Below are 24,261 nucleotides of genomic sequence, written 5' to 3' on the forward strand. Positions count from 1 at the left end.
GGCCTCCCAAGAAGAGAATGTCTCCTGGCGGTGAACTGTTTGATGGTCTGATCACATTCTGGACAGAAAAAGGTGATCTGATAGAGAATATGTTCACTCGATCTGTTAGGATTGCCGCGTTAGAGCCGACGGCAGGCAAAGTTCTGAATGAAGTTATAAAACGGCTTCAAAACGGGCCTACGGTTTACAAAAGGTTCACTCGCATCGCTGGCAAAGACTCTGTGCCCATTCTTAAAGAAAAGGTGAGAAACAGAATTCGGGACCTAATCTTGAAGCATCTCTAAACAATTCGAAGAGAGACAGTCGAAGTGAATACTTACGAATACAAGTTTTACCTGGGACCACATTCGCCTTTGGCCGTGCCGTTGCAGAGACTTCTTGCTTGTAACTCAGATCGTCTAGCTGAAGTCAATTCAGAGTATCCCGGTGCCAAAATGCATAGAGAAGTGCTTGCCGAGTTTTTGAAGCTACCAGTAAGTCAATTGGCAGGCGGAGATACTCACCAACTCTATGTGGATACTGTGCTGGAACAGGACCAAACACGGCGGATTATCTACAGTTTTGATGCCTTCTTGGGGAGTCGAAAGTACTCCCTAGAATACGCTGAAGCATATCCCAGCCTTGAAAGAAAGGTCTTTCCCCTTCGACATCTAACAAAATCGCAAAACGTCACGATTTTTATGTGCCTTCAAAGCGTAGCGCAGTTTATTGACTGGGAACTAGAAGGTCAGCCTGAGTTGCGCAAAAATTTGATTTCAGCCCCCTACAATCTGGCGTTCTCTTGGCTGCCGTTTGTTTCCCGCCTCCAAGACGCCTGGCCTGAAGCCAAGATCGTTATCTTCGACAGTCAGGATCTAGGGCCTAAATGGGCTGCAATTGTTGCCATGATAACAGGACACCCATTGCCTCATTATTTCGCAAGTATAGCAGACTACCCGTCCACATGTATGAACAGAAAAGGCCGTATAGCGTTTCGGAGATTCATCGCAGAGACACCACCGAAAACTCTTGAAAAGTGGATCGAAGCAACTTCTTTTTTCTGCGAAAGGTACGGAGCTCGCAATCGGAAATCTGATAGTGCGTTCGAGGAGATTTGGACTCCAGAGCAGCTCGACTATTCTCGGCAGGTACTTGAACTTGATTTTCAGAAGCTGCAGGGGCTGACGAATGTTGTTTTGGCTAAAGAATTATTGGTGGGCCTGTAATGGTATCTAATCGTAAACCAGATATTGTTTGTATAGGCGCTCAAAAATCTGGAACCTCATGGCTGCACGAGACACTGTCTATACGGCCTGATGTATGGGTACCTCCCTTCAAGGAGCTGCATTTTTTCGACCACAAGTTTGTCAAAGAATGTCGACAGTGGGCGCCATGGCATGTGAAGAAGGGGGTGAAACAAGCGCGGGAACGCTACCAATGGTCCCAAGTGACTGATCCAAAAGACCCATATCTGGAATACCTTGATCGACTGGTTGAAAAGCCCTTTTTGAATGGCTCGTGGTATAAATATGTATTTTCGCGGGCAGGAGCTCAACAAAAGTGTTTGGACGTCACGCCTGAGTACTCTTGTATTCCAGATGATGGCGTGGACTTCTTCAAGCGCTTTCTTCCCGGCGTCAAAATAATCTACATCATTCGACATCCTATGGATCGTCTTAAATCTCAGCTCAGAATGAACGCGTTTCGACGGAAATCCTTGCCATCATCAAGAGCCGAGTGGTTTGAACTACTTGAATCTAAAGCGTTGCGAACAAGAGGTGACTATTTGGGTATAGTCCCGCGATGGGATCGTCGTTTTTCAGATAATCAGTTGCTGTACCTACCATTTGGTCAGATCGCAGGAGACCCTATGGGTTTCTTGCGGATGGTAGAAGAGCATTGTGGATTGGAGCCTGGAGAGTACAAGAATGCTCACCGTAAAGTTCACCAGACACAGCGTCTTGAATTTCCAGATTTTGTTCTCAGACACTTGGAAGCCATGTCCGCTCCACAATCTGAATTCATTCAGGAGCGTTTTGGCAAAAATTTTTATTTGTCGACGGTATAATTTCACAGGAAGGCAAGACTAATGAAAATAGATACTTCGATCTCATCAACAAGCGTTACACTGGATGCCTCCAATAAGCGCCCTCCCGAATGTCACCGAAAACCGATCTTGCCATGAAAAATGCGGACCGGCGAGGATCTATGTGATCGTCCGGGATGGAACACATAGGCTGTCTATAATTCTTAGACCGATTCTTAAGAAGTAGTCATCGAAAATGGATCCGCTGCAATTATCGATGCTGTTCAGCAATTTTAACACATCATGATGCCTTCTAGAAACTTCGAGTGTGGCAATGGGCTTGGGCAGACAGCATCGTCCACTATCCACGGCTACGTACAGACAACTGTGGATCAGGGCCCCATTGTAGAGAAAGTCTATCCAGCTTGAACAGGGGCAGCTATTGCCCAACTTGGAACACCAGTCATCCTTGACCATTTTGGAGTGTTGACGCCCTTTCGAAATGGTAATTGACAGATCGGGTCGGAAAACAAAATGAGTGTGAGGTTTGTCTGAGTGTCCCACGGAATTTCCCATCCTCCAGCAGTGCCTCGGTAATCCCCCCTAAAAATAGTGGTGTTCCAAAGTAGAATTTTCTCGGCAAGATATCTGAGGAGATTTATGATGAAGAATGGACGATTTAGCGACGCGCAAATCATGGCAGTGTTGAAGCAGGCGGAGGGCGGTGTGCCGGTCTCTGAGCTTTGCCGCGAGCACGGAATGAGCAGCGCGAGTTTTTACAAATGGCGGGCCAAGTTTGGCGGCATGGACGCGTCCTTGATTTCCGAGATGAAGGATATGGCGGAAGAGAACCGTCGTCTGAAGCGCATGTATGCCGAGATGAGCATGCAAAACGACCTGCTGAAAGAAGCGCTTGGAAAAAAGCGTTAAGGCCGTCTCATCGGCGAGAGATGGCCATGAATGCAGTTGCGCAATATGGGGTCAGCATAGCTCTGGCCTGCCGTGCGTTCGAGATCAGCGAGACCTGCTATAGATACAGCCCTGTGCTGAGCGATGACAACGAAGAGATCGCAGATTGGCTTGAACGCTTGACGGCTAACAAGCGGACCTGGGGCTTCGGCCTGTGCTTTTTGTATCTGCGCAACGTGCAGGGCTATGGCTGGAACCATAAACGTGTCTACCGGGTCTACTGTGAGCTGGCGTTGAACCTGCGTATCAAGCCGAAGAAACGCTTGAAGCGGGACAAGCCGGAACCACTGGCTGTGCCTGAAAGACCAAATGAAACTTGGTCCATGGACTTCATGGCGGATCAGCTGGCGGATGGCCGGTCGATCAGGGCATTAAACGTCTTGGATGACTTCAATCGCGAAGGACTGGCTATTGAGGTCGACTTCTCGCTGCCTGCTGAACGTGTCGTGCGTGCGCTGAACCAGATCATTGAGTGGCGCGGAAAGCCCCAAGCTATTCGTGTGGACAACGTCCTATGTTGGGAAGATCTGGCTGCTTAGGTCAGCAGGTCATGGGGCATCCGGAGTTCCGGATGCCCTGTTAATGTTGCCCAGACGGGCTCTGCCGTCAAGAAATGATCTCTTCCATAGCAAACACAGGGTACGCGCACTGGCGGCCCTCACCGTCCTCAATACGAGATCCCAAATCCCAAGCAGAAGGCCCGAACATTATCTACGAGGTCAGCAAGCTGCCTCCACGGCTCGTCAGAGAGAGGTCCTTCCGCCTGGGCTCACCCCCTCGAAGAAGGGGCGATAGGGTTCGCCGTGATTGACCACAGCGTGTACGGTGCGCGCCATCTTGGCCGCGATCGCGGTGTAGGCCTTGCGGCGCAGATGGGCATTGTGTCGATCCTTGGAGATGTAGCGTTCGAACTTGTCCCGGAAGCTGTTCGTCCGCTTGAGAACAGCGGTCTGGCCAGCCATCCAGAGCGTCCGCCGAAGCCGAGCATTGCCATACTTCGAGATACGGCTCTGACCGCGAAACATGCCTGATTGGACGGTGGCGAGGTCCATGCCGCAGAACTTTAGGAACTGGCGATGATGGCGGAAACGGCGCAGGTCGCCGGCCTCCGCGAGGATTGTCATGGCGTTGATTGGACCAATGCCGGGAATGGTGGTCAGCAGCTGATAATCAGGCAGGTCCGACAACAACTCGACGGCCCGTGCCTCAATCGCATCGCGCTGCCGGACGAGGCCGCGCCCCTCTGCAAGAACGAGGCGGAACATGCGCACCGCGTCAGAATCTGCCTGAACTGGCAAGCCGACCGAAGCGGCCGCAGTGGCGTAAATATCTGAAAGTAATTGTTCTTTGGAAACCTTCCGGCCGACGACATCCCAGGCATCGGAGATGAAGGCGTCCCGGTCCATGGCGGAGATCATATGTGGTGATGGGTACTTCTCGAGGAACGCAAGGAACCAATCCGTCCGCGAGCTTCGGTGGAATCGTTCGGCCTCGGGAAAATACAGTGGCAGGTAGTGGGTGAGAATGCGGTGCCACAGCTCGGTCTTCGATCGGGAGACGATCTCGTGCGTCTTCGAGAGTTCCTGGATGTCGATGGTCCCGACCACCATCGGATCATGAAAGAATTGCACCGCGCCGATCTCCAGCATGTGAAGGATGACCTGGGCGTCCTTGGGATCATTCTTGTCCCAACTGTTGTGCAGGGCTTCCCGCGTGCGAGCCAGACCAACCGAGGAGACCAACTTCAGCTCGAACCCGGCCTGCCCGAGATGGTGCGCCAACGCGCGGTGGTAGTTGCCGGTCGCTTCAAACCCAATCCGTACCGGCAGGTCGTAGCTGGCAAGGGATGCAGACAGACGCTGGAAGTCGTCAAGCGTGTTCAGGATCGTCAATCGGCGACGGCGCTTCTTGCCAGGGATGGCGATCAGCACCTCATGGCGATGCTTAGAAATATCGATGGCGACCAGCAAGGTCGAAGAGTTAGTATCGGTGGCGGTCATAGCCGGTCTCCTCAGCAGTGTGGTTATGCAAAACCACTGTTGAGACCTGAGACCGGTTATGGCCACACGCTTCGCTATTTGGGGGCTGCGCGCGTGGCCATAACCTCAAAAATCAGCGCTGCTTCCCGACGTGCTACGGCCCAGAATACGTCAGCGGGAAGCTCATGGAATGGGCTGAGAAACGCAATGTGCGGCTCGAATATATCCAGCCCGGTAAGCCCCAACAGAATGCCTATATCGAGCGCTACAACCGCACCGTTCGTGGCGAATGGCTGGGGCAATACATCTTCGAAACCATCGAGGAGGCACAGGACCAGGCAACACAATGGCTCTGGACTTACAACAACGAGCGACCCAACATGGGCATCGGCGGCATGACACCCGCCATGAAACTGAAAACGGCTGCGTGAATTCTACGGCTGGACCCAATTAAAAATGGGGGGATTACCGGTGCACGCCAAACCGAATGGCCAAATCGCTGACCGTCTCTTCGCCTTTCAACGCCTCCAACGCCACCTTGGCTTTGAATTCTGGATGATGTTGCTTCCGTTTCGACATTCCTGATCTCCTTCGTGTTGAAGATCAGCAGACAACAAATAGCAGCTTACGTCAGTGTCCGAATTTCGGGGGGTAGCTCACTCCATTTTCATTTTCGCTACTCCGGACAAGGATTGTCGAAAAATCAATTAATGGTTGTATTGGTACTTTCAACTCCCGCAGAAATCCACCTATTTGAAAAGTAAAACTTGAGGGGATCTCGGTTCCAAAAATTACAGGTTCTTTCGGGTCTGCCAGCTAGGGCGGATAGAGAACGGTGCAAACCAGGAACTTTCTACCCTTTGTCAGCCTATCTGCGCAAAACTTCCGTCGGCGCTTTCTGCTGCATTTGCGATCCTCTACTCAGGTGGTTCAATGACCGCTTTCGAGAAACCGGCCCGAAAATTTCACACCTACAGCATTGAAGGCATGGCACTCTGTGTCGGTGACCGCTTCGGGCTGGGAGTGGTCGTTGTACCGGTCTCACAGGTAGCATTTTGTACAGATTTCAGACTTTGCCCATAAATAGTCTTAGTTGTTCCATCCCGGACGATCACATAGATTCTCGCCGATCCGCATTTTTCATGGCAAGATCGGTTTTCGGTGACATTCGGGAGGGCGCTTAATGCTGATCCATCTTCATAACCAAGCGACAACAACGCCTAAGATACGGGCTGCCATCCAGGCGAGCGACGAGCCTGCATGGGTTCTGGCTGAGCGTTTTGGCACAACCGAACAGACAGTTTGGAAATGGCGCAAGCGCGACAGTGTCCATGACCGTAGCCATACCGCTCATCGGCTGCAAACGACGTTGACGCCTGCTCAGGAGGCCGTTGTGGTTGCGCTGCGCAAGATGCTGCTAGTGTCGCTGGATGACCTGCTGGCCGTGGTGCGGGAGTTTCTGAACCCGGACGTCTCGCGCTCTGGACTGGCTCGGTGTCTGCGGCGGCATGGGGTCGGCAACCTGCGCGATCTTAAGCCAAAGGCCGCCCGCCCAAAGCAGAGCGCCTTCAAGGCATACGAGCCGGGATATCTGCATATCGACGTGAAGTACCCGCCACAGATGGCTGATCAAACTTCCCGCCGGTATCTGTTTGTTGCCATTGATCGGGCTACACGCTGGGTTTTTATCCGTATCTACAGCAGCAAGACAGCGGCCAACGCGCGCCGCTTTTTGCGTGATCTAGAGCGGGCTTGCCCACTTCGCATCCGAACCATACTCACAGACAACGTCCTATGTTGGGAAGATCTGGCTGCTTAGGTCAGCAGGTCATGGGGCATCCGGAGTTCCGGATGCCCTGTTAATGTTGCCCAGACGGGCTCTGCCGTCAAGAAATGATCTCTTCCATAGCAAACACAGGGTACGCGCACTGGCGGCCCTCACCGTCCTCAATACGAGATCCCAAATCCCAAGCAGAAGGCCCGAACATTATCTACGAGGTCAGCAAGCTGCCTCCACGGCTCGTCAGAGAGAGGTCCTTCCGCCTGGGCTCACCCCCTCGAAGAAGGGGCGATAGGGTTCGCCGTGATTGACCACAGCGTGTACGGTGCGCGCCATCTTGGCCGCGATCGCGGTGTAGGCCTTGCGGCGCAGATGGGCATTGTGTCGATCCTTGGAGATGTAGCGTTCGAACTTGTCCCGGAAGCTGTTCGTCCGCTTGAGAACAGCGGTCTGGCCAGCCATCCAGAGCGTCCGCCGAAGCCGAGCATTGCCATACTTCGAGATACGGCTCTGACCGCGAAACATGCCTGATTGGACGGTGGCGAGGTCCATGCCGCAGAACTTTAGGAACTGGCGATGATGGCGGAAACGGCGCAGGTCGCCGGCCTCCGCGAGGATTGTCATGGCGTTGATTGGACCAATGCCGGGAATGGTGGTCAGCAGCTGATAATCAGGCAGGTCCGACAACAACTCGACGGCCCGTGCCTCAATCGCATCGCGCTGCCGGACGAGGCCGCGCCCCTCTGCAAGAACGAGGCGGAACATGCGCACCGCGTCAGAATCTGCCTGAACTGGCAAGCCGACCGAAGCGGCCGCAGTGGCGTAAATATCTGAAAGTAATTGTTCTTTGGAAACCTTCCGGCCGACGACATCCCAGGCATCGGAGATGAAGGCGTCCCGGTCCATGGCGGAGATCATATGTGGTGATGGGTACTTCTCGAGGAACGCAAGGAACCAATCCGTCCGCGAGCTTCGGTGGAATCGTTCGGCCTCGGGAAAATACAGTGGCAGGTAGTGGGTGAGAATGCGGTGCCACAGCTCGGTCTTCGATCGGGAGACGATCTCGTGCGTCTTCGAGAGTTCCTGGATGTCGATGGTCCCGACCACCATCGGATCATGAAAGAATTGCACCGCGCCGATCTCCAGCATGTGAAGGATGACCTGGGCGTCCTTGGGATCATTCTTGTCCCAACTGGAGCTATGCGGGAGTTTGGGTGATGGCGTGATTTGAAGGGCGGCGTATTGTGGCGGTGTAAAAGCCAGCCAGAACCTCACAAGGAGCAATACGCCATGAAGAACGATACAGACATTCTGCCATTTCGCCAATCGGATTCGATCACAGATCCATTGACCGAGCTTGCGCGGGAAGGGGCGCGGCGCATGCTGGCGGAGGCATTGAAAGCCGAAGCTGATGCTTTTGTCGCCAGTTTCGCCGATGACCGACTGGAGGATGGCCGCCAACGGATTGTGCGGCATGGATTTGGACCAGAACGTCAGATCCAGACGGGGATTGGCGCACTGGATGTGCAGCGACCGAAGGTGCGCGACCGGAAGGCGACCCCTGATGCAGCCTCAAAAGTCCGCTTCACGTCGAACATATTGCCCAAATGGGCGCGCCGCTCGGTCAGTCTGGATGCGCTTTTGCCGGTGCTTTACCTGAAAGGTATCTCAACCGGCGATTTCCAGGAGGCGCTGTCAGCCATTTTAGGGGCTGATGCACCCAACCTGTCGCCCAGCGTACTGGCCCGCCTGACAGCGGGTTGGCAGACAGATTATGACAGCTGGGCGCAGCGAGATCTATCGGCTCGTCACTACGTCTACATCTGGGCGGATGGTGTCTATCTTCAGGCGCGGATGGAAGAAAATGCCGAGTGTATGTTGGTGATCATTGGCGCGACACCGGAGGGTAAGAAGGAACTGCTCGGCTTTCAGGTCGGCCTTCGAGAGAGCACGCAGAGCTGGCACGAGTTGCTGACTGACATCAAGAAGCGCGGACTGTCCGTCGCGCCCGAGATCGCGGTTGGCGATGGGGCCATGGGCTTCTGGAACGCGCTGGATAAGGCGTTTCCAAGCACAAAACACCAGAGATGCTGGGTACATAAGGTGAAAAATGTGCTGAACTATTTTCCCAAGCAAATGGGACCCGGCGTGAAGTCGGATCTGGACAACATTCAGCACGCCGACACCCGTGCTGCCGCAATATTTGCCTTGGATACTTTCAAAGACAAATATGGCGTGAAATACGAAAAAGGTGTGGCCTGTCTGATCAAGGACAAGGACGCGATGCTGGCATTCTTCGACTTCCCGGCCGAGCATTGGGGCCATCTGCGCACCTCGAATCCCATCGAGAGCGTCTTCGCAACGGTGCGGCATAGAACGGTGCGCACCAAAGGCGCACTCTCGCAAAAGACCGCAAAACTGATGGTCTTCACCCTCATCCAGTCCGCATCGAAAACATGGCTGCGCCTCAAAGGCAGAAATCAGTTGCCAAAAGTCATCGAAGGAATCAAATTCAACGACGGCGTCGAAGTGAAGAATGACGCCAAAAACCGCGCCGCCTGATGACGCGCGTCACCCAAATTCAAGCATAGCTCTCCCAACTGTTGTGCAGGGCTTCCCGCGTGCGAGCCAGACCAACCGAGGAGACCAACTTCAGCTCGAACCCGGCCTGCCCGAGATGGTGCGCCAACGCGCGGTGGTAGTTGCCGGTCGCTTCAAACCCAATCCGTACCGGCAGGTCGTAGCTGGCAAGGGATGCAGACAGACGCTGGAAGTCGTCAAGCGTGTTCAGGATCGTCAATCGGCGACGGCGCTTCTTGCCAGGGATGGCGATCAGCACCTCATGGCGATGCTTAGAAATATCGATGGCGACCAGCAAGGTCGAAGAGTTAGTATCGGTGGCGGTCATAGCCGGTCTCCTCAGCAGTGTGGTTATGCAAAACCACTGTTGAGACCTGAGACCGGTTATGGCCACACGCTTCGCTATTTGGGGGCTGCGCGCGTGGCCATAACCTCAAAAATCAGCGCTGCTTCCCGACGTGCTATGGAAAGGAGTTCTCCGACCGTCTCTTTGGCCTGCGCAAGCGCGAACAAAGCGGAAAACATGATTTCGACAAGCTCTGCGCCGAACTGGATATCGAACACCGTCTGACGCCGCAAAGATCGCCCCAAACAAACGGCATGGTCGAGCGCTTCAACGGTCGCATCGAAGACGTGCTGCAAAGCCACCACTTCCGATCAGGCGAAGAACTGGAGACCACGCTGCACCGCTATGTTTGGCTCTACAACCAACAGCTTCCGCAATCAGCCTTGGGCAGCAAGACGCCCTTGCAAGCGATGAAGCACTGGCACAAACTCAAACCAGAACTGTTCAACAAACTGCCATACTACCGTCCGGGATGTGACCCGTAGGGTTGCTTTCAGAGATCTTCCGGGCATAAAAATACCGCCCCCCAAATGCATGGGGGGCGGCGTTTGTGTCGTCGGATCGGGGGGAGGCTTTAGGCCGCCGAAGCCGCATCCGGGTTGAAGCGGCCGTAGAAGGTCTGGCCTTTGGCGGCCATCTCACGCAGCAGGTCGGGGCAGGCAAAACGCTCGCCGTAGGCTGCGGTCAGCTGGTCACAGCGTTCGGCCGCATAGGGCGTGCCGATGATGTCGAGCCAGCTCAGCGGGCCGCCGGACCATGGGGCAAAGCCCCAGGCCAGAACCGCGCCCACGTCGCCTTCGCGGATGTCTTCCAGCACGCCTTCTTCCAGCGCCCGCACGGCCTCAAGCACCTGGGCAAACATCAGACGTTCCTGCACCTCGATGAGGTCAGGCTGGTCTTCCAGCAGCGGGTATTTGTCCTGCATGCCTTTCCAATAGCCGGTGCGCTTGCCCTTTTCGTCGTAGTCAAAGAAGCCCGCGTTGGATTTGCGGCCCAGACGGCCCAGATCTTCCATCCAGAAAATCATGTCGTCAGCCGGGCTGTCAGGGTAGGCATTGCCCATGGCGGCCTTGGTGGCGCGGGCAATCTTGGCGCCCAGATCAATCGAGGTCTCATCCGTTAGCTGAATGGGACCAACCGGGAAGCCAAGCTGGCGCGCGGCATTGTCGATCAGCACCGGTGAGACGCCTTCGGTGATCATCCGCGCGCCTTCATTCACGTAGGGAATGATGCAGCGGTTGGCATAGAAGAAGCGCGCGTCATTGACGACGATCGGCGTCTTCTTGATCTGGCGCACATAGTCCAGCGCCTTGGCCACGGCACGGTCGCCTGTTTCCTTGCCTTTGATGATTTCCACCAGCAGCATTTTTTCAACCGGCGAGAAGAAGTGAATGCCGATGAATTGCTCGGGGCGCACCGAGGCCTTGGCCAGATCAGAGATCGGCAGGGTCGAGGTGTTGGAGGCAAAGATGCAATCATCGGGGATGATCGCCTCGACCTTTTTGGTCATGTCGGCTTTGACGGCTGGGTCTTCAAAGACTGCTTCGATGATCAGATCGCAGCCTTTCAGGGCGTCCAGATCAGGGGTGGCAGTGATGCGGGCCAGCATCGCCTCTTTCTTCTCGGCGGTGACCTTGCCGCGCTTCATACCCTTGTCGAGGTAGCTTTCGGTATAGGCCTTGCCCTTGTCGGCAGCCTGCTGATCGCGGTCCACCAGAACCACCTCGATACCGGCCTGGGCCGACACCAGCGCAATGCCGGCACCCATCATGCCAGCGCCCAGCACGCCCAGTTTTTTGACGCGCTGATCGGGAATGTCCTTGGGACGGACTGCGCCTTTTTCCAGCGCTTCCTTGTTGATGAACAGCGAGCGGATCATTGCGCCGGAGGAGGGGTTCATCAAAACGCTAGTAAACCAGCGGGCCTCAATCTTGAGCGCGGTGTCAAAATCAACCAGCGCGCCCTCATAGACGGCTGACAACAGCGCCTTGGCGGCTGGAAACGCGCCCTGGGTCTTGCCGTGCACCATGGCAGAGGCGCCAACAAAGTTCATGAAACCGGCAGGGTGATAGGGGGCGCCACCGGGCATCTTGTAGCCCTTGGCATCCCAGGGTTTCACCAGATCGGCACCAGAGGCGTTCAGCACCCAGTCCTTGGCGGCGGCAACGGGATCCGCAGCGATCTCATCCACGTAGCCCGCGCCCTTGGCCTTTTTCACGTCCAGCATCTTGCCTTCCAGCAGCAGCGGCGCGGCGGCGATGGCGCCAACCTTGCGCACCATGCGGGTGGTGCCGCCGGCACCGGGGAAGATGCCAACCATGATTTCCGGCAGGCCGTATTTGGCCTTTGGGTTCTCTGCGGCAAAGATCCGATGGGTTGCCAGCGGCAGCTCCATGCCGATACCCGCAGCGGTGCCGGGCAGGGCGGCTGCAATTGGCTTGCCGCCTTTTTTGGTTTTCAGATCCATGCCGGCCAGTTCGATCTTGCGCAGCAGGGCGTGCATTTTCATGGTGCCTTCAAAGACACCGCGTGCGGGATCGTCACCGGCTTCTTCTTTCATCACCGCCAGCAGGTTCAGGTCCATACCGCCGGCAAATGTGCCCTCTTTGCCAGAGGTGATCACCACTCCTTTGACCGCGTCATCCGCCAGGGCGTCGTCAATGCAGGCCTCCAGCTGGGTGAGCCCGTCAAAGGACATCACGTTCATGGTTTTGCCGGGCACATCCCAGGTGATTGTTGCGACGCCGTCGGCGTCCTTGGAAAGCGTAAACTCACTCATGTCTCGTCTCCGATCTGGTCAGCCGTCAGCGGGCTGCCGTCTTTACGGGTAAAGGAGGAGCCCTCGGCGTCCATCTCTACCATCATGTCGATATCGCTGTAATAAGCGGTTTCAGTCGGGGTCCGCGTGCCCACCACCAGGAAAGTGGCCGGCGCGTCGGTGTTATTTTTCAGGTGATGGCCATTGGCCTCACCGGCTGGAAAACTGGCGCAATCACCGGGCTGCATCGCGTGCTCGCCCTGATCGTCGATCAGGATGCAGGCGCCGCTCAGCATCACCAGGAATTCATCCTGCTGCATGTGATAGTGGCGCAGCGAAGACAGGCCACCGGCTTCCAGCCGCACGATGTTGACGCCAAACTGGCTCAACCCGCTGGCATCGCCGATGCGCTGGCTGGAACGGCCAGAGACCGCCTCAGCCAGCTTTCCTGGGTAGCCAGAGCCGCCTTGATAGGGGATTTGTGCCAGATCCAGCTTGGGCATCAGACGCGCTCGATGATGGTGGCGGCCCCCATGCCAGAGGCGATGCAGAGTGTGGCCAGACCCATTTCCTTATCCTGACGCTCCAGCTCATCCAGCAGGGTGCCAATGATCATCGCGCCGGTGGCACCCAGCGGGTGACCCATGGCGATGGAGCCGCCATTGGGGTTGACCACGGCCGGATCCACGTCAAAGGCCTGCTGGAAGCGCATCACAACGGAAGCAAAAGCCTCATTGACTTCAAACAGATCCAGGTCGGAAATCACCATGCCGTTGTCAGCCAGAATCTTCTGGGTCACAGGCACCGGGCCGGTCAGCATGATGGTGGGGTCGGTGCCAATCTTGGCGGTGGCCTTGATGCGCGCCCGTGGCTTCAGGCCATATTGCTCGCCAAATTCCTTGTTGCCGATCAGCACGGCAGCAGAGCCATCAACGATGCCAGAAGAGTTGCCCGCGTGGTGGATGTGGTTGATCCGCTCCAGATGCGGATATTTCAGCATCGCCACCTTGTCAAAACCGGGCATCTGCTCGCCCATCATCTGGAACGAGGCATTCAGCGCGCCCAGCGACTGCATGTCGGTGCCGGGGCGCATGTATTCGTCATGGTCCAGAATGGCGATACCGTTCTGGTCGCGCACGGTGATCACTGATTTGGCAAACCGGTTGTCATCCCAGGCCGCTTTGGCGCGGCGCTGGCTTTCCACCGCCAGGGCATCGGCCTGCTCGCGGGTGAACCCATATTCGGTCGCGATAATATCGGCCGAAATACCTTGGGGGACAAAATAGGTCTCCATTGCCAGGCTGGGATCGACTGCGATGGCAGCGCCATCCGAGCCCATGGCAACGCGGCCCATCATTTCGACACCGCCCGCGATATAGGCCTGGCCTGCTCCGCCCTTTACCTGGTTGGCGGCAAGGTTGACCGCTTCCATTCCGGAGGCACAAAACCGGTTGATGGCCAGACCGGGAATGCTCTGGTCCAGATCCGAGGCCAGCACCGCCGAACGCGCCAGGCAGCCGCCCTGTTCCATCACCTGGGTAACATTGCCCCAGATCACGTCTTCGACCGCATGGCCTTCCAGATTGTTGCGCTCTTTAAGCGCGTTTAGCGTCAAAGCTGACAGGCGCACCGAGGTGACCTCGTGCAAGGCGCCGTCCTTGCGGCCCTTGCCACGCGGGGTGCGGATGGCATCGTAAATATAAGCTTCGGTCATGAGTGTCTCCTCAAGCGCGGTCCGACGGATTGCCGGGCATTAGATCATAGGGATGTTTCCAGCCGGGCGTTTCACTGATGCGCGTCAGCCAGGCGTCGATATTGGGGTAGTCCTTGCGGTCAAAGCCAAAAGGCTCATCATAGAACAGGTAGCCGCAGCAGGTGAGATCAGCATTTGTCATGCCGTTGCCCACCAGCCAGTCGCGCCCCCTGAGTTGGTTCTCCAAAGTGGCAAAAGCAGCTTTCAGGCGCCCCTGCATAAAGCCGATCACATCTTTGGGGCGTTTGTCTTCAGGCAGGAAGTTCATCAGAAACCGCGTCATTCCAACCTGGCTGGAAAGCTTGTGGTTATCCCAGAGGACCCAGCGCAGAACCTCATATTTTTCGTCGGGCGCGCCGCCAAACTTTCCGGTCTGATCGGTGATATACTGCTGGATAACTCCGGACTGTGACAGGCGGATGTCACCGTCAATCAGCACCGGAGCCTCTGCCATGACATTTAGGTTGCGATAGTCCTCACCGCGATGCTGCCCGGCAAAAAAATCAACAAATACGGGCTCCCAGTCCAAACCCGACAACTCGAGCGCCAGCGCCGCTTTGTAGGAATGACCCGACTCGCCAAAACAATGCAGTTTAATCGTCACGTTGTTCTCCTTGTCGCCAATGTGGTGCCGGGGGTTTCACACCCCCGGACCCCCGTGAGGTATTTTGAGTAAGATGAAAGAGAATTAACACTCTCCCTCTGGTGGTGTGCTAGTGTTGTGGCGCGGTACAGGCTGAGGAGCCGATGACCGCGTAAGGTGAAGTCGTCCCTGCCCATTTGGCGAAGGCTTGGGGGCAGGGACGCGCCGTTGATTTCATCTTGCCTTAAATACCTCCGCCGGAGGCATCCATCAGATCCTGTTGGGGGAAACCTGTGTTGTGTCACAGTGACCTGCCAATCAGTTCCTTCATGATTTCGTTGGTGCCACCGTAGATGCGTTGCACCCGGGCGTCAGTCCACATTTCTGCGACCGCATATTCCTGCATGAACCCATAGCCGCCGTGCATCTGCAGGCAGTCGTCCAGGACTTCGCCCTGGGTGTCTGTGATCCAATATTTGGCCATTGCGGCCTTTTCGACCGTCAGCTTGCCTTGCAGGTGTTCTACCATGCATTCATCAAGAAAGGCCCGGGCGACTTTGGTTTTGGTCAGGCATTCCACCAGTTTGAAACGGGTGTTCTGGAATTGGGTCAGCGGGCCGCCAAAAGCTTCGCGTTCCTTGCAATAGGCGATGGTGCGCGCAACTGCGCCCTCCATAGCGCCAACTGCGCCGCAGGCGATGATCAGACGTTCCTGCGGCAGCTGCTGCATCATCTGATAAAAGCCCTTGCCCTCTTCCTGGCCCAGGATGTTTTCCGGTGGGATCTCGACATTGTCAAAGAACAGCTCGGATGTATCCGCCGCGTGCATCCCGACCTTTTCCAGGTTGCGTCCGCGGGCGAATCCTTCGGCGCCATCGGTTTCCAGCGCCACCAGCGACACACCCTTGGACCCGAGGCTGGGGTCGGTTTTGGCCGCCACCAGGATGAGATTGGCATGTTGCCCATTGGTGATGAAGGTTTTTTGACCCGATAGCCGGTAGGCATTGCCATCGCGGATTGCCTTGGTCTTGATCCGCTGTACATCGGACCCGGTGGAGGGTTCTGTCATCGCCAGGGCCCCGACCAGCTCGCCGCTGATCATTTTAGGCAGCCAGCGTTTTTTTTGCTCTTCGGTGCCGTATTGCAGGATGTAATGCGCCACGATGCCGGAATGGATGCCATGACCCCAGCTGGCAAGGTTGGCCCGGCTGCCTTCGATCAGGATGGCGGCTTCATGGCCAAAGTCACCGCCGACGCCGCCGTATTCTTCGGGGATGGAGGGGCAGAGCAGGCCCAGATCGCCGGCCTGGTTCCAGGTCTCGCGGTCCATCATACCCTGTTTGCGCCATGTCTCGTATTTGGGCATCCATTCATTGGTAATGAACTGTGCTGTCATATCAGCAAGCATCTGGTGTTCGTCAGTCATCCAGGCGGAACGCGTCTCAGTGGTCATGTTGCTCCCATTGGCCCGTCTTGGCGCGCCGTGCGCCGGGCCTTATCTTTTACGGTTTTCCAGCGCGCTGTTGAACAGTCGCAGCCGGTGTCCAAGGTTTTCTTGATCTGTCACGCTGTCGAAATTTTCGAACAGAAATGACAGGGCTTCGCCTTCGTCCAGTCCGGCCTCGGCGGCAAAGCGTTTCAGCCTGCGATAGCCATCCTCCGTCATGGCGACGGGAAAGCGGCGGGTGAGGCGGAAACGTTTAGGCATGGAGGCTCCTTACAGCACGTTGGTCAAAGCCCCGGACCGGATCGAGCGCCCCCTGACGCTGTGCAGGGGAGGCCCGGTGGTGTTTATGGATCAGAAGCTTGCCGCATCCAGTGCCATCACTGTATCGGCGCCGGTTTCAATGCGGGCCAGATGCAGTTTGGTGGCGGGCAGCCTCCGTGCCATATAGTACCGGCCAGTGGCGATTTTTGTCTCATAGAACGCCGCGTCAGAGGCCCCTGCGTCAAGGGCTTCGATGGCGGCTTTGCCCATCTGCGCCCACATCAGGCCCAGGCAGACATGACCGAACATATGCATGAAATCATAAGACCCGGACAGGGCGTTGTTGGGGTTTTTCATGCCGTTTTGCATGAAATACATCGAGGCGGCCTGCAGGTCTTTGGAGGCGGATTTGAGCGGGGCGATGTAGCTCTTGGCGTAGTCTTCACTCAGCTCTGCGTTGTCTTTGCAGAAGGTTTTGACCAGCTCAAAGAAGCCCATCAGGTGCTTGCCGCCATCCACTGCCAGCTTGCGGCCCACCAGATCCAGCGCCTGAACCCCGTTGGCACCTTCATAGATCTGCGCAATGCGGGCGTCACGGGTGTACTGGCTCATGCCATGTTCTTCGATGTAGCCGTGGCCGCCAAAGACCTGTTGCGCCTTGACGGTCATGTCGTAGCCCTCATCGGTGAGGAAGCCCTTGATTACCGGGGTCAACAGCGAGACCAGACCATCGGCATCTTTGTTGCCGTCACGGTGGGCCTGGTCGATCATGTTGGCGCCCCAAAGCAGGAAGGCACGGCCGCCTTCAACAAAGCTTTTCTGGTCCATCAGCGAGCGACGGATATCCGGGTGTACGATCAGCGGGTCGGCGGGGCCATCGGGGTTTTTAGCGCCGGTGACATCGCGGCCCTGCAGGCGGTCCTTGGCGTATTCCACCGCATTTTGATAGGCGGCTTCGGCCTGAGACACACCCTGCATGCCAACGCCAATGCGGGCTTCGTTCATCATGGTGAACATGGCGCGCATACCCTTGTGGGTATCGCCCAGCAGGTAGCCGGTGGCTTCGTCGTAGTTCATCACACAGGTGGAGTTGCCGTGGATGCCCATCTTTTTCTCGATATTGCCGACGGACACGCCATTGCGCGCCCCTGCTGTGCCATCTTCTTTGACCACATATTTGGGCACAATAAACAGCGACACACCCTTGATGCCTTCGGGGCCGCCGGGGATCTTGGCCAGCACCAGGTGGATGATATTGTCAGCCATGTCGTGGTCGCCCGCCGAGATAAAGATCTTCTGGCCGGAAACCTTATAGCTGCCGTCGTCCTGTGGTTCTGCCTTGGTGCGCATGAGCCCGAGATCGGTGCCGCAGTGCGGTTCGGTCAGGTTCATGGTGCCGGTCCATTCACAGGACACCATCTTGGGCAGGTAGGTGTCTTTTTGCTGGTCGGTGCCATGGGCCAGGATCGCGGCTGCGGCGCCATGGGTCAGACCCTGGTACATTACAAAGGCCTGGTTGGCAGAGGAGAACATCTCGCCGACTGCGGTGCCCAGCACATAGGGCATGTTCTGACCGCCGTATTGCTCGGGCATGTCCAGCCCAGTCCAGCCGCCTTCTTTGACTTGCTCAAACGCGGCCTTGAACCCGGTTGGGGTCGAGACCAGGCCGTTTTCCAGTTTGCAGCCTTCCTGATCGCCAACGGTGTTCAAAGGATGCAGAACCTCAGAGCTGATCTTGCCGGCCTCTTCCAGAATGGCGGCGGTAAAGTCGCGCTCCAGATCCTCATAGCCGGGGGTGGCGGCCTCGGATACTTTCAACATGTCATGCAGGATGAACTGGGTGTCTTTGGTGGGGGCGGTATAGACTGGCATCGGGGTCCTCGTTGGTCTGAGACATCTGTTCTAGGGTGGTCCTGTGCCCATTTCGGCAGAGGATAAAGCGGGCAGGGCGCTATTCAGCGGCCTTTTGTTCTAGTTTCATTGAAGCGATGACTTTCTCGCCCCATTTCAGCTGGTCCTGAAGCTCTTCGATGGCCTCGTTCAGCTCGTCGCGTTGACGCACCATGTCGTCCAGCCGGTCGCAGGCGATTTCATAGGTGCGCGACAATTGGGTCACCTGCTGGTCGCCGATGTGATAGAGATCCAGAAGCTGGCGGATCTCTTCCAGGCTAAAGCCAAAGCGTTTGCCGCGCAGGATCAGTTTGAGCCGGGCTCCATCGCGTTTGGTGAACAGTCGTTTCTGACCATCGCGCTGGGGAAACAACAGCTCCTTTGCCTCGTAAAAGCGCAGGGTGCGTGGGGTGACGCCAAAGGCATCACACATCTCACGGATCGATTTTGTCTCTTCTTCTGTCATCGTCGTCACTCTTTGTCGGCCATGGATCAGCAGCGGATCAGCAGCGGTCAGGTTGCACATCCAAGCTGGGACGGTCTGAGGTGTTTTACAACACTATCTTGACGTTGACGTAAGCTGAACGCGACGTCACTTTTTCAGATGACGTAGCTGTCACTGGTTTTGGCGCCGGGTTGTGGTCAACCGGTCGCGTTCAATGTGTGCAGTGTGGTGATCAAAGGCGGCGGAGAGTTGCGGGCCGCGCTCTCTGCCCTTTGGGGCCGAAGCGCCTTTTGGGACCTTACTGTCGCGCATTCGTCGCTAACCCTGGCTGGCGCAGATAGAGGGGCCCAGACCGCCAAGCCTCCAGGCCAAAAGACCAAAAGGGTAGAAATGATTAGGCCCACCCCGCTTCGGCAGGATGGGCCATAAATGTCTTCAGAGTCTGTGCAGCCTACTTCAAAAGGCTCTGTGTGGTTGCGCGCAGGCTGCCCAATTCATCCAGGGCCTCGTCCAGCTGTTCGCGCTGCTGTTGCAGCTCTCCTATCTGACGATCGGCCATTTCGATGAAGGTCTGCATCTGGGCTTTGTTGCCCTCATTTTCGTAAATCAAAAGCCATTGCCGGATTTCTTCCAGCTGAAACCCAAATCTGCGGCCGCGCAGAATCAGTTTCATGCGGGCCCGCTCGCGGGCGCCGTAAAACCGGGACCGGCCTTCGCGGTCTGGCTTCAGCAGCTCAATATACTCATAGTAACGCAAGGTTCGCGGCGTAACGTCGAACGCTGCGCACATTTCCTTGAATGACAATCTTTCTTCGGTCATCCATCATCTCCCTTGCGCGCAACCTATGCACTTGAATTGACCAGTGCAACCACCCAGCGACGTGTGGGCTTGCTCTTTGTTTCGGGCGGGGCCACAAATAGGTTCTAGTCAAGACAGGAAACAGCCAGATGGCAGACAAGACCCAACTCGCCCGCCAGTTTATTCAGGCTATTCCCCATGCCAAGGAACTGGGGTTGGTGCTGGAAGATATCGGCGATGGAGTTGCCCGTATTTCCATGCCTTACGATACAAAGCTCGTCGGGGATCCGCAAAGCGGTGTGGTGGCGGGGGGCGCGGTTTCCGCCATGATGGATACCTGTTGTGGTGCGGCGGTGATGTGCCACCCTGACGCCCCTGGTGGGACCGCGACAATTGATCTGCGCATCGATTACATGCGTGCGGCCACCCCCGGCCAGACCATCTCCACCCGCGCCACCTGTCACCACATCACCCGCAACGTAGCCTTTGTGCGGGCGGTGGCGGTTGACGATGATACCGACCGGCCAGTGGCCACAGCCTCTGGTGCCTTTACAGTGGAGAATGGATTTTGAGCCGTCCCCGTCCAGAACATGTCCAGGTGGTGAAACAGCGCCGCGATGCGGCTTTGAATGCACTCCTCGATTCGGTGCCCTATATTCAGTTTCTGAATGTTACCTTTGATCGCCGCGGCGATGAGCTGACCGCGCAGCTGAATTTCAACGAAAAACATATCGGCAATCCCTTTCTGCCCGCCATCCATGGTGGGGTCACAGCGGCCTTTCTGGAGATCACCGCGATGATCTCGCTCAACTGGTCGCATCTGTGGGAGCGTATTGAGAGCGGCGCGCTGGATCCTGAGGACATGGCCAAGGGCCATGTGCCGCGCCAACCCAAGACCATCGACTTTACCGTTGATTACCTGCGCTCGGGCCTGCCGCGCGATGCCTATGCCCGCGCCACCATCAGCCGCGCCGGGCGGCGCTATGCTTCGGTCCACGTCGAGGCCTGGCAGGATCACAAGGATAAGCTCTTTGCCCAGGGCACGGGCCATTTCCTGATGCCGCAGGATGACGGCAAAAGCTGAGCAAGACTGACCACTGGTCCCTAGGTGTTAACGGCGGCCAGTGGTGAAACAGAAAGAGACGCCGCCCATGGCCAACTCGCAGGCTGACATCACCCATTCAAGGGTGCTCAAGATTGCCGTGCCCATTGTGCTGTCCAATGCGACAGTGCCAATTTTGGGCGCGGTGGATACCGGCGTGGTGGGGCAGATGGGCACCGCCGCGCCGATTGGGGCCGTGGGCATCGGCGCAGTGATTCTGGCGACGCTCTATTTCATCTTTGGCTTCCTGCGCATGGGCACCACCGGCTTGGTGGCGCAGGCGCGCGGCGCTGGGGAGGTGGCCGAAACGGGGGCGCTGTTGATGCGGGGCGTGCTGTTGGCCGCAGCCGCAGGGGTGAGCTTTATCCTGTTGCAAAAGCTGCTGTTCTGGGGCGCCTTTGTTTTGGCGCCCACCAGCCCCGAGGTCGAGGGGCTGGCCCGCGACTATTTGCAGATCCGCATCTGGGGTGCCCCTGCCACCATCGCGCTGTATGCGGTGACCGGCTGGTTGATCGCGGTTGAAAACACCCGCGGCGTTTTTGTGCTGCAGATCTGGATGAATGGGCTCAATATCATTCTGGATCTGTGGTTTGTGCTGGGGCTGGGCTGGGGCGTTGAAGGCGTTGCCATTGCCACCTTGATTGCGGAATGGACCGGGGTGTTGCTGGGGCTTTGGCTGTGCCGCGCCGCCTTTACGGGCAGGCAGTGGTGCGACTGGCCCCGGGTGTTTGACCCGGCCCGTATCCGCCGCATGGCGCAGGTGAATGGCGATATAATGGTGCGCTCGGTGCTGCTGACCGGGTCGTTTACCACCTTTCTGTTTATTGGCGCCAAATTTGGGGATGTCACCCTGGCGGCCAATCAGGTGTTGCTGCAATTTGTTGAGATCACGGCCTTTGCGCTGGATGGCTTTGCCTTTTCCGCCGAGGCCCTGGTAGGGGGCGCAATCGGTGCAAAACACCGGGGCAACCTGCGCCGGGCGGCCTGGATATCTTCGCAATGGGGGATGGGCTGCGCGGTGCTGTTGGCAGTGGGTTTTGCCCTGGGTGGGCCCTATCTGATTGACCTGATGGCAAAGGCGCCAGAGGTCAGGGTCGAGGCGCGCAGCTATCTGATCTGGGCGGCGCTGCTGCCGATCATCTCGGTGGCCAGCTATATGTATGATGGCATCTATATCGGTGCCACCTGGACCGGCGATATGCGCCGCGCCATGGTGCAGTCGGTGGCGATCTATGTGCTGGTGCTGTTTGCCCTGGTGCCGCTTTTTGGCAATCACGGGCTTTGGGCGGCGCTGGTTGTGCTTAATCTGGCCCGCGCCGTGACCCTGGGGCTGCGCTACCCCCGACTGGAAGCCGGGGTCGCAGCCTAGATCAGATCAGCGCCTCAAGCGCTTCGGTCGGGCGGCCAATTACGGCTTTGTCAGCTTTTATCGCAATCGGGCGCTCAATCAGGATGGGATGGGTCCCCATGGCGGCCAGCAGCTCGGCCTCGGGGCTGTCCTTGTGCAGGCCCAACTCCTTAAAGAGTTTTTCGCCTGTGCGCATCATTTTGAGGGCCGGTAGGCCCAAGGCAGCCTGCACCGCCTGCAGCTCTTCCAACGTCGGGCCATCTTGCAGATAAAGCCGCACCTCGGGCGCGATGCCGTTTTCCTCAAACAGCGCCAGCCCGGCGCGGGATTTTGAGCAGCGTGGATTGTGCCAATAGGTGATCATAGCCAGTCTCCGCGTTTGGAGCCCACAGCAGCCGCAACCGAAGCGAACCCATCGCGGGCGAGCAACCGGTCCAGTCCCTGGGCAATTTCAGCGCCCAACGACAGGCCGCCATAGACCATGGCAGTATAAAGCTGCACCGCCGAGGCCCCGGCGCAGATCTTGGCATAGGCCTGCTGGGCATCGGAAACGCCGCCGACGCCAATCAGCGGCAGCTTGCCATCCAGCAGCTCAGACAGTTGTGCCAGAACCCGGGTGGATTTCTCAAACAGGGGCGCGCCGGACAGCCCGCCAGCCTGATCGCGGTTGCCACTTTGCAACCCCTCGCGCGACAGTGTGGTATTGGTGGCAATCACCCCATCGATACCTGTTTCAACCGCAACTGCGGCAATATCTTCGATCCCGGCACGATCCAGATCCGGGGCGATTTTCAGGAAAACCGGCACCCGGCGCTCCAGGCTGTCACGGGTTTCAATGACACCGTGCAGCAGCGCCGACAGCGCCGCTTTGCCCTGAAGATCGCGCAGTTTTTCGGTATTTGGAGACGACACATTGACGGTGGCAAAATCCAGATGCGCGCCACAATGGGCCAGCACCCGGGCAAAATCTGCGGCGCGATCTTCGCTGTCCTTATTGGCGCCCAGGTTCAACCCGATCACGGCCTGTTGCGGGCGTTTGGCCAGACGTGAGGCAATCACCTCCATGCCCTCATTGTTAAAGCCAAAGCGGTTGATCGCGGCGCGGTCTTCGGTCAGGCGAAACAGGCGCGGCTTGGGGTTGCCGGGCTGCGGGCGTGGGGTGGCGGCACCCACCTCGATAAAGCCAAACCCGGCCTGCGACAGGGGCGCCAGGGCCTCGGCATTTTTGTCAAAGCCAGCTGCCAGACCTACCGGATTGGGCAGGGCGATGCCGGCAATCTCGCATGTCAGGCGCGGCGAGGTCACCGGGCCGGGGGCCGGGGTCAATCCGGCGGTGAGCGCCTTGATCGATAGACCATGGGCCAGCTCTGGATCTACTTGGTGCAGGGCTTTCAGCGCCAGTTTTTCGGTCAGTTTCATCCAAACGTCGCTCCGCTGTCGCCGGGTTTGGTGCGGATCAGCCGCGAGGTGGCAACAGCCGCCTGCCGGTGCACCACGGCTTTTTGATAGTCAGGATTGGTGACCATCGCCAAAAAGGCATGGGCATCCGGATAGCGGGCGACAAAAACCGCGTCCCAGGCCTCATCCGCAGGGCCGATCAAGGTGGTTTCAAAGCCACCGCGCCAGACAATTTTGCCTCCCAGCCCGGCAAAGATCGGACCGGATTCTGCGCCGTAGTTTTTGTAGGCCTCAGCCCCGCTCAGCCCCGCATTGGCCAATGGATGACCTTCGGGGTAGCTGGCTTCGGCCTTGAAACGCACCAGATTGAGCATCTCGATGGGGTGGCCGCGCTCCAGCGCTTTGAAGGCTGCAAACTGCGCGGGGGTTGGATCGACATAGGCGCTGATACCCTCTCCTCTGGTCATCTCCTCGGGGAATTGATGCACGCCCTGGACCAGCGGCAGCGGCTTGGCCCAAAGCACCTCTGACAGCAGCATCTTGCGATAGAGGTGCGGGAACTCGTCCCCCCCGCGGGAGACCTCCCATTTTAGCGCCTCGCCCAGGGCGTCACTTTCCAGCGCCAATAGCCACAAGCCGTCGACATTGGCAAAATGCTTGGCTGCGGTCTCGGCGGCCTGCGCGGCGGTGGAGAAATGAATGAACCCGTCGCTCAGGTCGATGGGGGCGCCAAGGGTGTCGCCTTGGGCCTGGAGGGCCGACCATTCGTCGGCGCGAAAGATTTTATAGATCAGCATATGGGTCTGATGCCCCGTTGC

At 57.3% G+C, this 24,261-nt stretch carries 18 protein-coding genes and 8 pseudogenes; 10 read left to right on the forward strand and 16 right to left on the reverse strand.

Annotated features, from left to right (window positions below):
* Window positions 1-308 precede the first annotated feature (308 nt).
* The 3 genes and pseudogenes from JZI28_RS07095 to JZI28_RS07105 all read left to right on the forward strand — a co-directional run.
* Window positions 309-1,205, forward strand: a complete 897-nt coding sequence (locus JZI28_RS07095) for a hypothetical protein (protein WP_375699689.1) — start codon at window positions 309-311, stop codon at window positions 1,203-1,205.
* On the forward strand, window positions 1,205-2,047 hold the full coding sequence (locus JZI28_RS07100; protein WP_375699690.1) for a sulfotransferase: 843 nt from the start codon (window positions 1,205-1,207) through the stop codon (window positions 2,045-2,047). The genes JZI28_RS07095 and JZI28_RS07100 overlap by 1 nt, the downstream gene beginning before the upstream one ends.
* A gap of 621 nt (window positions 2,048-2,668) precedes the next feature.
* Window positions 2,669-3,483 (forward strand): annotated as a pseudogene (locus tag JZI28_RS07105) (IS3 family transposase); the annotation flags it as partial.
* A gap of 234 nt (window positions 3,484-3,717) precedes the next feature.
* Here JZI28_RS07105 and JZI28_RS07110 read toward each other — a convergent pair.
* The gene (locus JZI28_RS07110; RefSeq protein ID WP_375698368.1) at window positions 3,718-4,974 is read right to left on the reverse strand and encodes an IS110 family transposase; all 1,257 of its coding nucleotides are present in this window, start codon (window positions 4,972-4,974) and stop codon (window positions 3,718-3,720) included.
* Window positions 4,975-5,111: 137 nt separating this feature from the next.
* On the opposite strand from JZI28_RS07110, the pseudogene JZI28_RS07115 reads away from it, so the two are divergent.
* Window positions 5,112-5,384 (forward strand): annotated as a pseudogene (locus JZI28_RS07115) (transposase); the annotation flags it as partial.
* Between the two features lie 752 nt (window positions 5,385-6,136).
* Window positions 6,137-6,742, forward strand: a pseudogene (locus tag JZI28_RS07120) (IS481 family transposase); the annotation flags it as partial.
* A 234-nt stretch (window positions 6,743-6,976) separates the two neighbouring features.
* Here the strand turns inward: JZI28_RS07120 and JZI28_RS07125 are convergent.
* Window positions 6,977-7,930: pseudogene (locus JZI28_RS07125) on the reverse strand (IS110 family transposase); the annotation flags it as partial.
* Window positions 7,931-7,982: 52 nt separating this feature from the next.
* Between JZI28_RS07125 and JZI28_RS07130 the strand changes: the two are divergent.
* Window positions 7,983-9,295 (forward strand): annotated as a pseudogene (locus tag JZI28_RS07130) (IS256 family transposase); the annotation flags it as partial.
* 31 nt (window positions 9,296-9,326) lie between these two features.
* Here JZI28_RS07130 and JZI28_RS07135 read toward each other — a convergent pair.
* A pseudogene (locus JZI28_RS07135) lies at window positions 9,327-9,641 on the reverse strand (transposase); the annotation flags it as partial.
* 137 nt (window positions 9,642-9,778) lie between these two features.
* On the opposite strand from JZI28_RS07135, the pseudogene JZI28_RS07140 reads away from it, so the two are divergent.
* Window positions 9,779-10,144: pseudogene (locus JZI28_RS07140) on the forward strand (integrase core domain-containing protein); the annotation flags it as partial.
* A gap of 89 nt (window positions 10,145-10,233) precedes the next feature.
* Here the strand turns inward: JZI28_RS07140 and JZI28_RS07145 are convergent.
* From JZI28_RS07145 to JZI28_RS07185, 9 genes are all read right to left on the reverse strand, one after another.
* Complete coding sequence (locus tag JZI28_RS07145) at window positions 10,234-12,438, reverse strand: 3-hydroxyacyl-CoA dehydrogenase NAD-binding domain-containing protein (RefSeq protein ID WP_375699691.1); 2,205 nt, start codon at window positions 12,436-12,438, stop codon at window positions 10,234-10,236.
* Window positions 12,435-12,920: a cupin domain-containing protein gene (locus JZI28_RS07150; RefSeq protein ID WP_349388003.1), complete on the reverse strand. Its 486-nt coding sequence runs from the start codon at window positions 12,918-12,920 to the stop codon at window positions 12,435-12,437. The genes JZI28_RS07145 and JZI28_RS07150 overlap by 4 nt, the downstream gene beginning before the upstream one ends.
* Entirely contained in the window at window positions 12,920-14,131 is a 1,212-nt protein-coding gene (locus tag JZI28_RS07155) for an acetyl-CoA C-acetyltransferase (RefSeq protein WP_295447218.1), read from the reverse strand. Before JZI28_RS07155 ends, JZI28_RS07150 begins: the two co-directional genes overlap by 1 nt.
* 10 nt (window positions 14,132-14,141) lie before the next feature.
* The gene (locus tag JZI28_RS07160) at window positions 14,142-14,774 is read right to left on the reverse strand and encodes a glutathione S-transferase family protein (protein ID WP_375699692.1); all 633 of its coding nucleotides are present in this window, start codon (window positions 14,772-14,774) and stop codon (window positions 14,142-14,144) included.
* Between the two features lie 280 nt (window positions 14,775-15,054).
* Window positions 15,055-16,206 (reverse strand): acyl-CoA dehydrogenase family protein, encoded by a 1,152-nt coding sequence (locus JZI28_RS07165; RefSeq protein WP_375699693.1) that lies wholly within the window; start codon window positions 16,204-16,206, stop codon window positions 15,055-15,057.
* Window positions 16,207-16,248: 42 nt separating this feature from the next.
* Window positions 16,249-16,461, reverse strand: a complete 213-nt coding sequence (locus JZI28_RS07170) for a hypothetical protein (protein ID WP_375699694.1) — start codon at window positions 16,459-16,461, stop codon at window positions 16,249-16,251.
* A gap of 90 nt (window positions 16,462-16,551) precedes the next feature.
* Window positions 16,552-18,333, reverse strand: a complete 1,782-nt coding sequence (locus JZI28_RS07175) for an acyl-CoA dehydrogenase C-terminal domain-containing protein (RefSeq protein WP_375699695.1) — start codon at window positions 18,331-18,333, stop codon at window positions 16,552-16,554.
* Between the two features lie 79 nt (window positions 18,334-18,412).
* Window positions 18,413-18,817 carry a MerR family DNA-binding transcriptional regulator gene (locus tag JZI28_RS07180; RefSeq protein WP_295447207.1) on the reverse strand — a complete coding sequence of 135 codons (405 nt, stop codon included), beginning with the start codon at window positions 18,815-18,817 and terminating at the stop codon, window positions 18,413-18,415.
* Window positions 18,818-19,247: 430 nt separating this feature from the next.
* Window positions 19,248-19,616, reverse strand: coding sequence for a MerR family DNA-binding transcriptional regulator (locus JZI28_RS07185; protein ID WP_295447205.1), 369 nt, complete (start codon window positions 19,614-19,616; stop codon window positions 19,248-19,250).
* 128 nt (window positions 19,617-19,744) lie between these two features.
* Here JZI28_RS07185 and JZI28_RS07190 point away from each other — a divergent pair, with 128 nt between their 5' ends.
* The 3 genes from JZI28_RS07190 to JZI28_RS07200 all read left to right on the forward strand — a co-directional run bounded on the left by JZI28_RS07190 (window position 19,745) and on the right by JZI28_RS07200 (window position 22,066).
* A complete protein-coding gene (locus JZI28_RS07190; protein WP_375699696.1) occupies window positions 19,745-20,167 on the forward strand; it encodes a PaaI family thioesterase in 423 nt (140 codons plus the stop codon).
* On the forward strand, window positions 20,164-20,679 hold the full coding sequence (locus tag JZI28_RS07195) for a PaaI family thioesterase (RefSeq protein ID WP_295447201.1): 516 nt from the start codon (window positions 20,164-20,166) through the stop codon (window positions 20,677-20,679). Before JZI28_RS07190 ends, JZI28_RS07195 begins: the two co-directional genes overlap by 4 nt.
* Window positions 20,680-20,746: 67 nt before the next feature.
* Window positions 20,747-22,066 carry an MATE family efflux transporter gene (locus tag JZI28_RS07200; protein ID WP_375699697.1) on the forward strand — a complete coding sequence of 440 codons (1,320 nt, stop codon included), beginning with the start codon at window positions 20,747-20,749 and terminating at the stop codon, window positions 22,064-22,066.
* A 1-nt stretch (window position 22,067) separates the two neighbouring features.
* Here the strand turns inward: JZI28_RS07200 and arsC are convergent, their stop codons facing one another.
* The 4 genes and pseudogenes from arsC to JZI28_RS07220 all read right to left on the reverse strand — a co-directional run.
* Window positions 22,068-22,409, reverse strand: a complete 342-nt coding sequence (arsC, locus tag JZI28_RS07205; protein ID WP_348153603.1) for an arsenate reductase (glutaredoxin) — start codon at window positions 22,407-22,409, stop codon at window positions 22,068-22,070.
* On the reverse strand, window positions 22,406-23,464 hold the full coding sequence (locus JZI28_RS07210; protein ID WP_375699698.1) for a quinone-dependent dihydroorotate dehydrogenase: 1,059 nt from the start codon (window positions 23,462-23,464) through the stop codon (window positions 22,406-22,408). Before JZI28_RS07210 ends, arsC begins: the two co-directional genes overlap by 4 nt.
* Window positions 23,461-23,910 (reverse strand): DUF1330 domain-containing protein, encoded by a 450-nt coding sequence (locus tag JZI28_RS07215; protein WP_375700083.1) that lies wholly within the window; start codon window positions 23,908-23,910, stop codon window positions 23,461-23,463. Before JZI28_RS07215 ends, JZI28_RS07210 begins: the two co-directional genes overlap by 4 nt.
* Window positions 23,908-24,240 (reverse strand): annotated as a pseudogene (locus JZI28_RS07220) (DUF952 domain-containing protein); the annotation flags it as partial. The gene JZI28_RS07215 and the pseudogene JZI28_RS07220, both read right to left, overlap by 3 nt.
* Window positions 24,241-24,261 lie beyond the last annotated feature (21 nt).

It is taken from the genome of Pseudophaeobacter sp. TrK17 (assembly GCF_042192375.1).
In the GTDB taxonomy this organism is placed as follows: domain Bacteria; phylum Pseudomonadota; class Alphaproteobacteria; order Rhodobacterales; family Rhodobacteraceae; genus Pseudophaeobacter.

What these genes read in the sequence shown, in the direction of transcription:
- JZI28_RS07215 (WP_375700083.1), bottom strand. Translation starts at nt 23,910, where the DNA reads ATGACCAGAGGAGAGGGTATCAGCGCCTATGTCGATCCAACCCCCGCG.
- JZI28_RS07210 (WP_375699698.1), bottom strand. Translation starts at nt 23,464, where the DNA reads ATGAAACTGACCGAAAAACTGGCGCTGAAAGCCCTGCACCAAGTAGAT.
- JZI28_RS07185 (WP_295447205.1), bottom strand. Translation starts at nt 19,616, where the DNA reads ATGACCGAAGAAAGATTGTCATTCAAGGAAATGTGCGCAGCGTTCGAC.
- JZI28_RS07165 (WP_375699693.1), bottom strand. Translation starts at nt 16,206, where the DNA reads ATGACCACTGAGACGCGTTCCGCCTGGATGACTGACGAACACCAGATG.
- JZI28_RS07110 (WP_375698368.1), bottom strand. Translation starts at nt 4,974, where the DNA reads ATGACCGCCACCGATACTAACTCTTCGACCTTGCTGGTCGCCATCGAT.
- JZI28_RS07100 (WP_375699690.1), top strand. Translation starts at nt 1,205, where the DNA reads ATGGTATCTAATCGTAAACCAGATATTGTTTGTATAGGCGCTCAAAAA.
- JZI28_RS07150 (WP_349388003.1), bottom strand. Translation starts at nt 12,920, where the DNA reads ATGCCCAAGCTGGATCTGGCACAAATCCCCTATCAAGGCGGCTCTGGC.
- JZI28_RS07145 (WP_375699691.1), bottom strand. Translation starts at nt 12,438, where the DNA reads ATGAGTGAGTTTACGCTTTCCAAGGACGCCGACGGCGTCGCAACAATC.
- JZI28_RS07155 (WP_295447218.1), bottom strand. Translation starts at nt 14,131, where the DNA reads ATGACCGAAGCTTATATTTACGATGCCATCCGCACCCCGCGTGGCAAG.
- JZI28_RS07180 (WP_295447207.1), bottom strand. Translation starts at nt 18,817, where the DNA reads ATGACAGAAGAAGAGACAAAATCGATCCGTGAGATGTGTGATGCCTTT.
- JZI28_RS07190 (WP_375699696.1), top strand. Translation starts at nt 19,745, where the DNA reads ATGGCAGACAAGACCCAACTCGCCCGCCAGTTTATTCAGGCTATTCCC.
- JZI28_RS07200 (WP_375699697.1), top strand. Translation starts at nt 20,747, where the DNA reads ATGGCCAACTCGCAGGCTGACATCACCCATTCAAGGGTGCTCAAGATT.
- JZI28_RS07175 (WP_375699695.1), bottom strand. Translation starts at nt 18,333, where the DNA reads ATGCCAGTCTATACCGCCCCCACCAAAGACACCCAGTTCATCCTGCAT.
- arsC (WP_348153603.1), bottom strand. Translation starts at nt 22,409, where the DNA reads ATGATCACCTATTGGCACAATCCACGCTGCTCAAAATCCCGCGCCGGG.
- JZI28_RS07170 (WP_375699694.1), bottom strand. Translation starts at nt 16,461, where the DNA reads ATGCCTAAACGTTTCCGCCTCACCCGCCGCTTTCCCGTCGCCATGACG.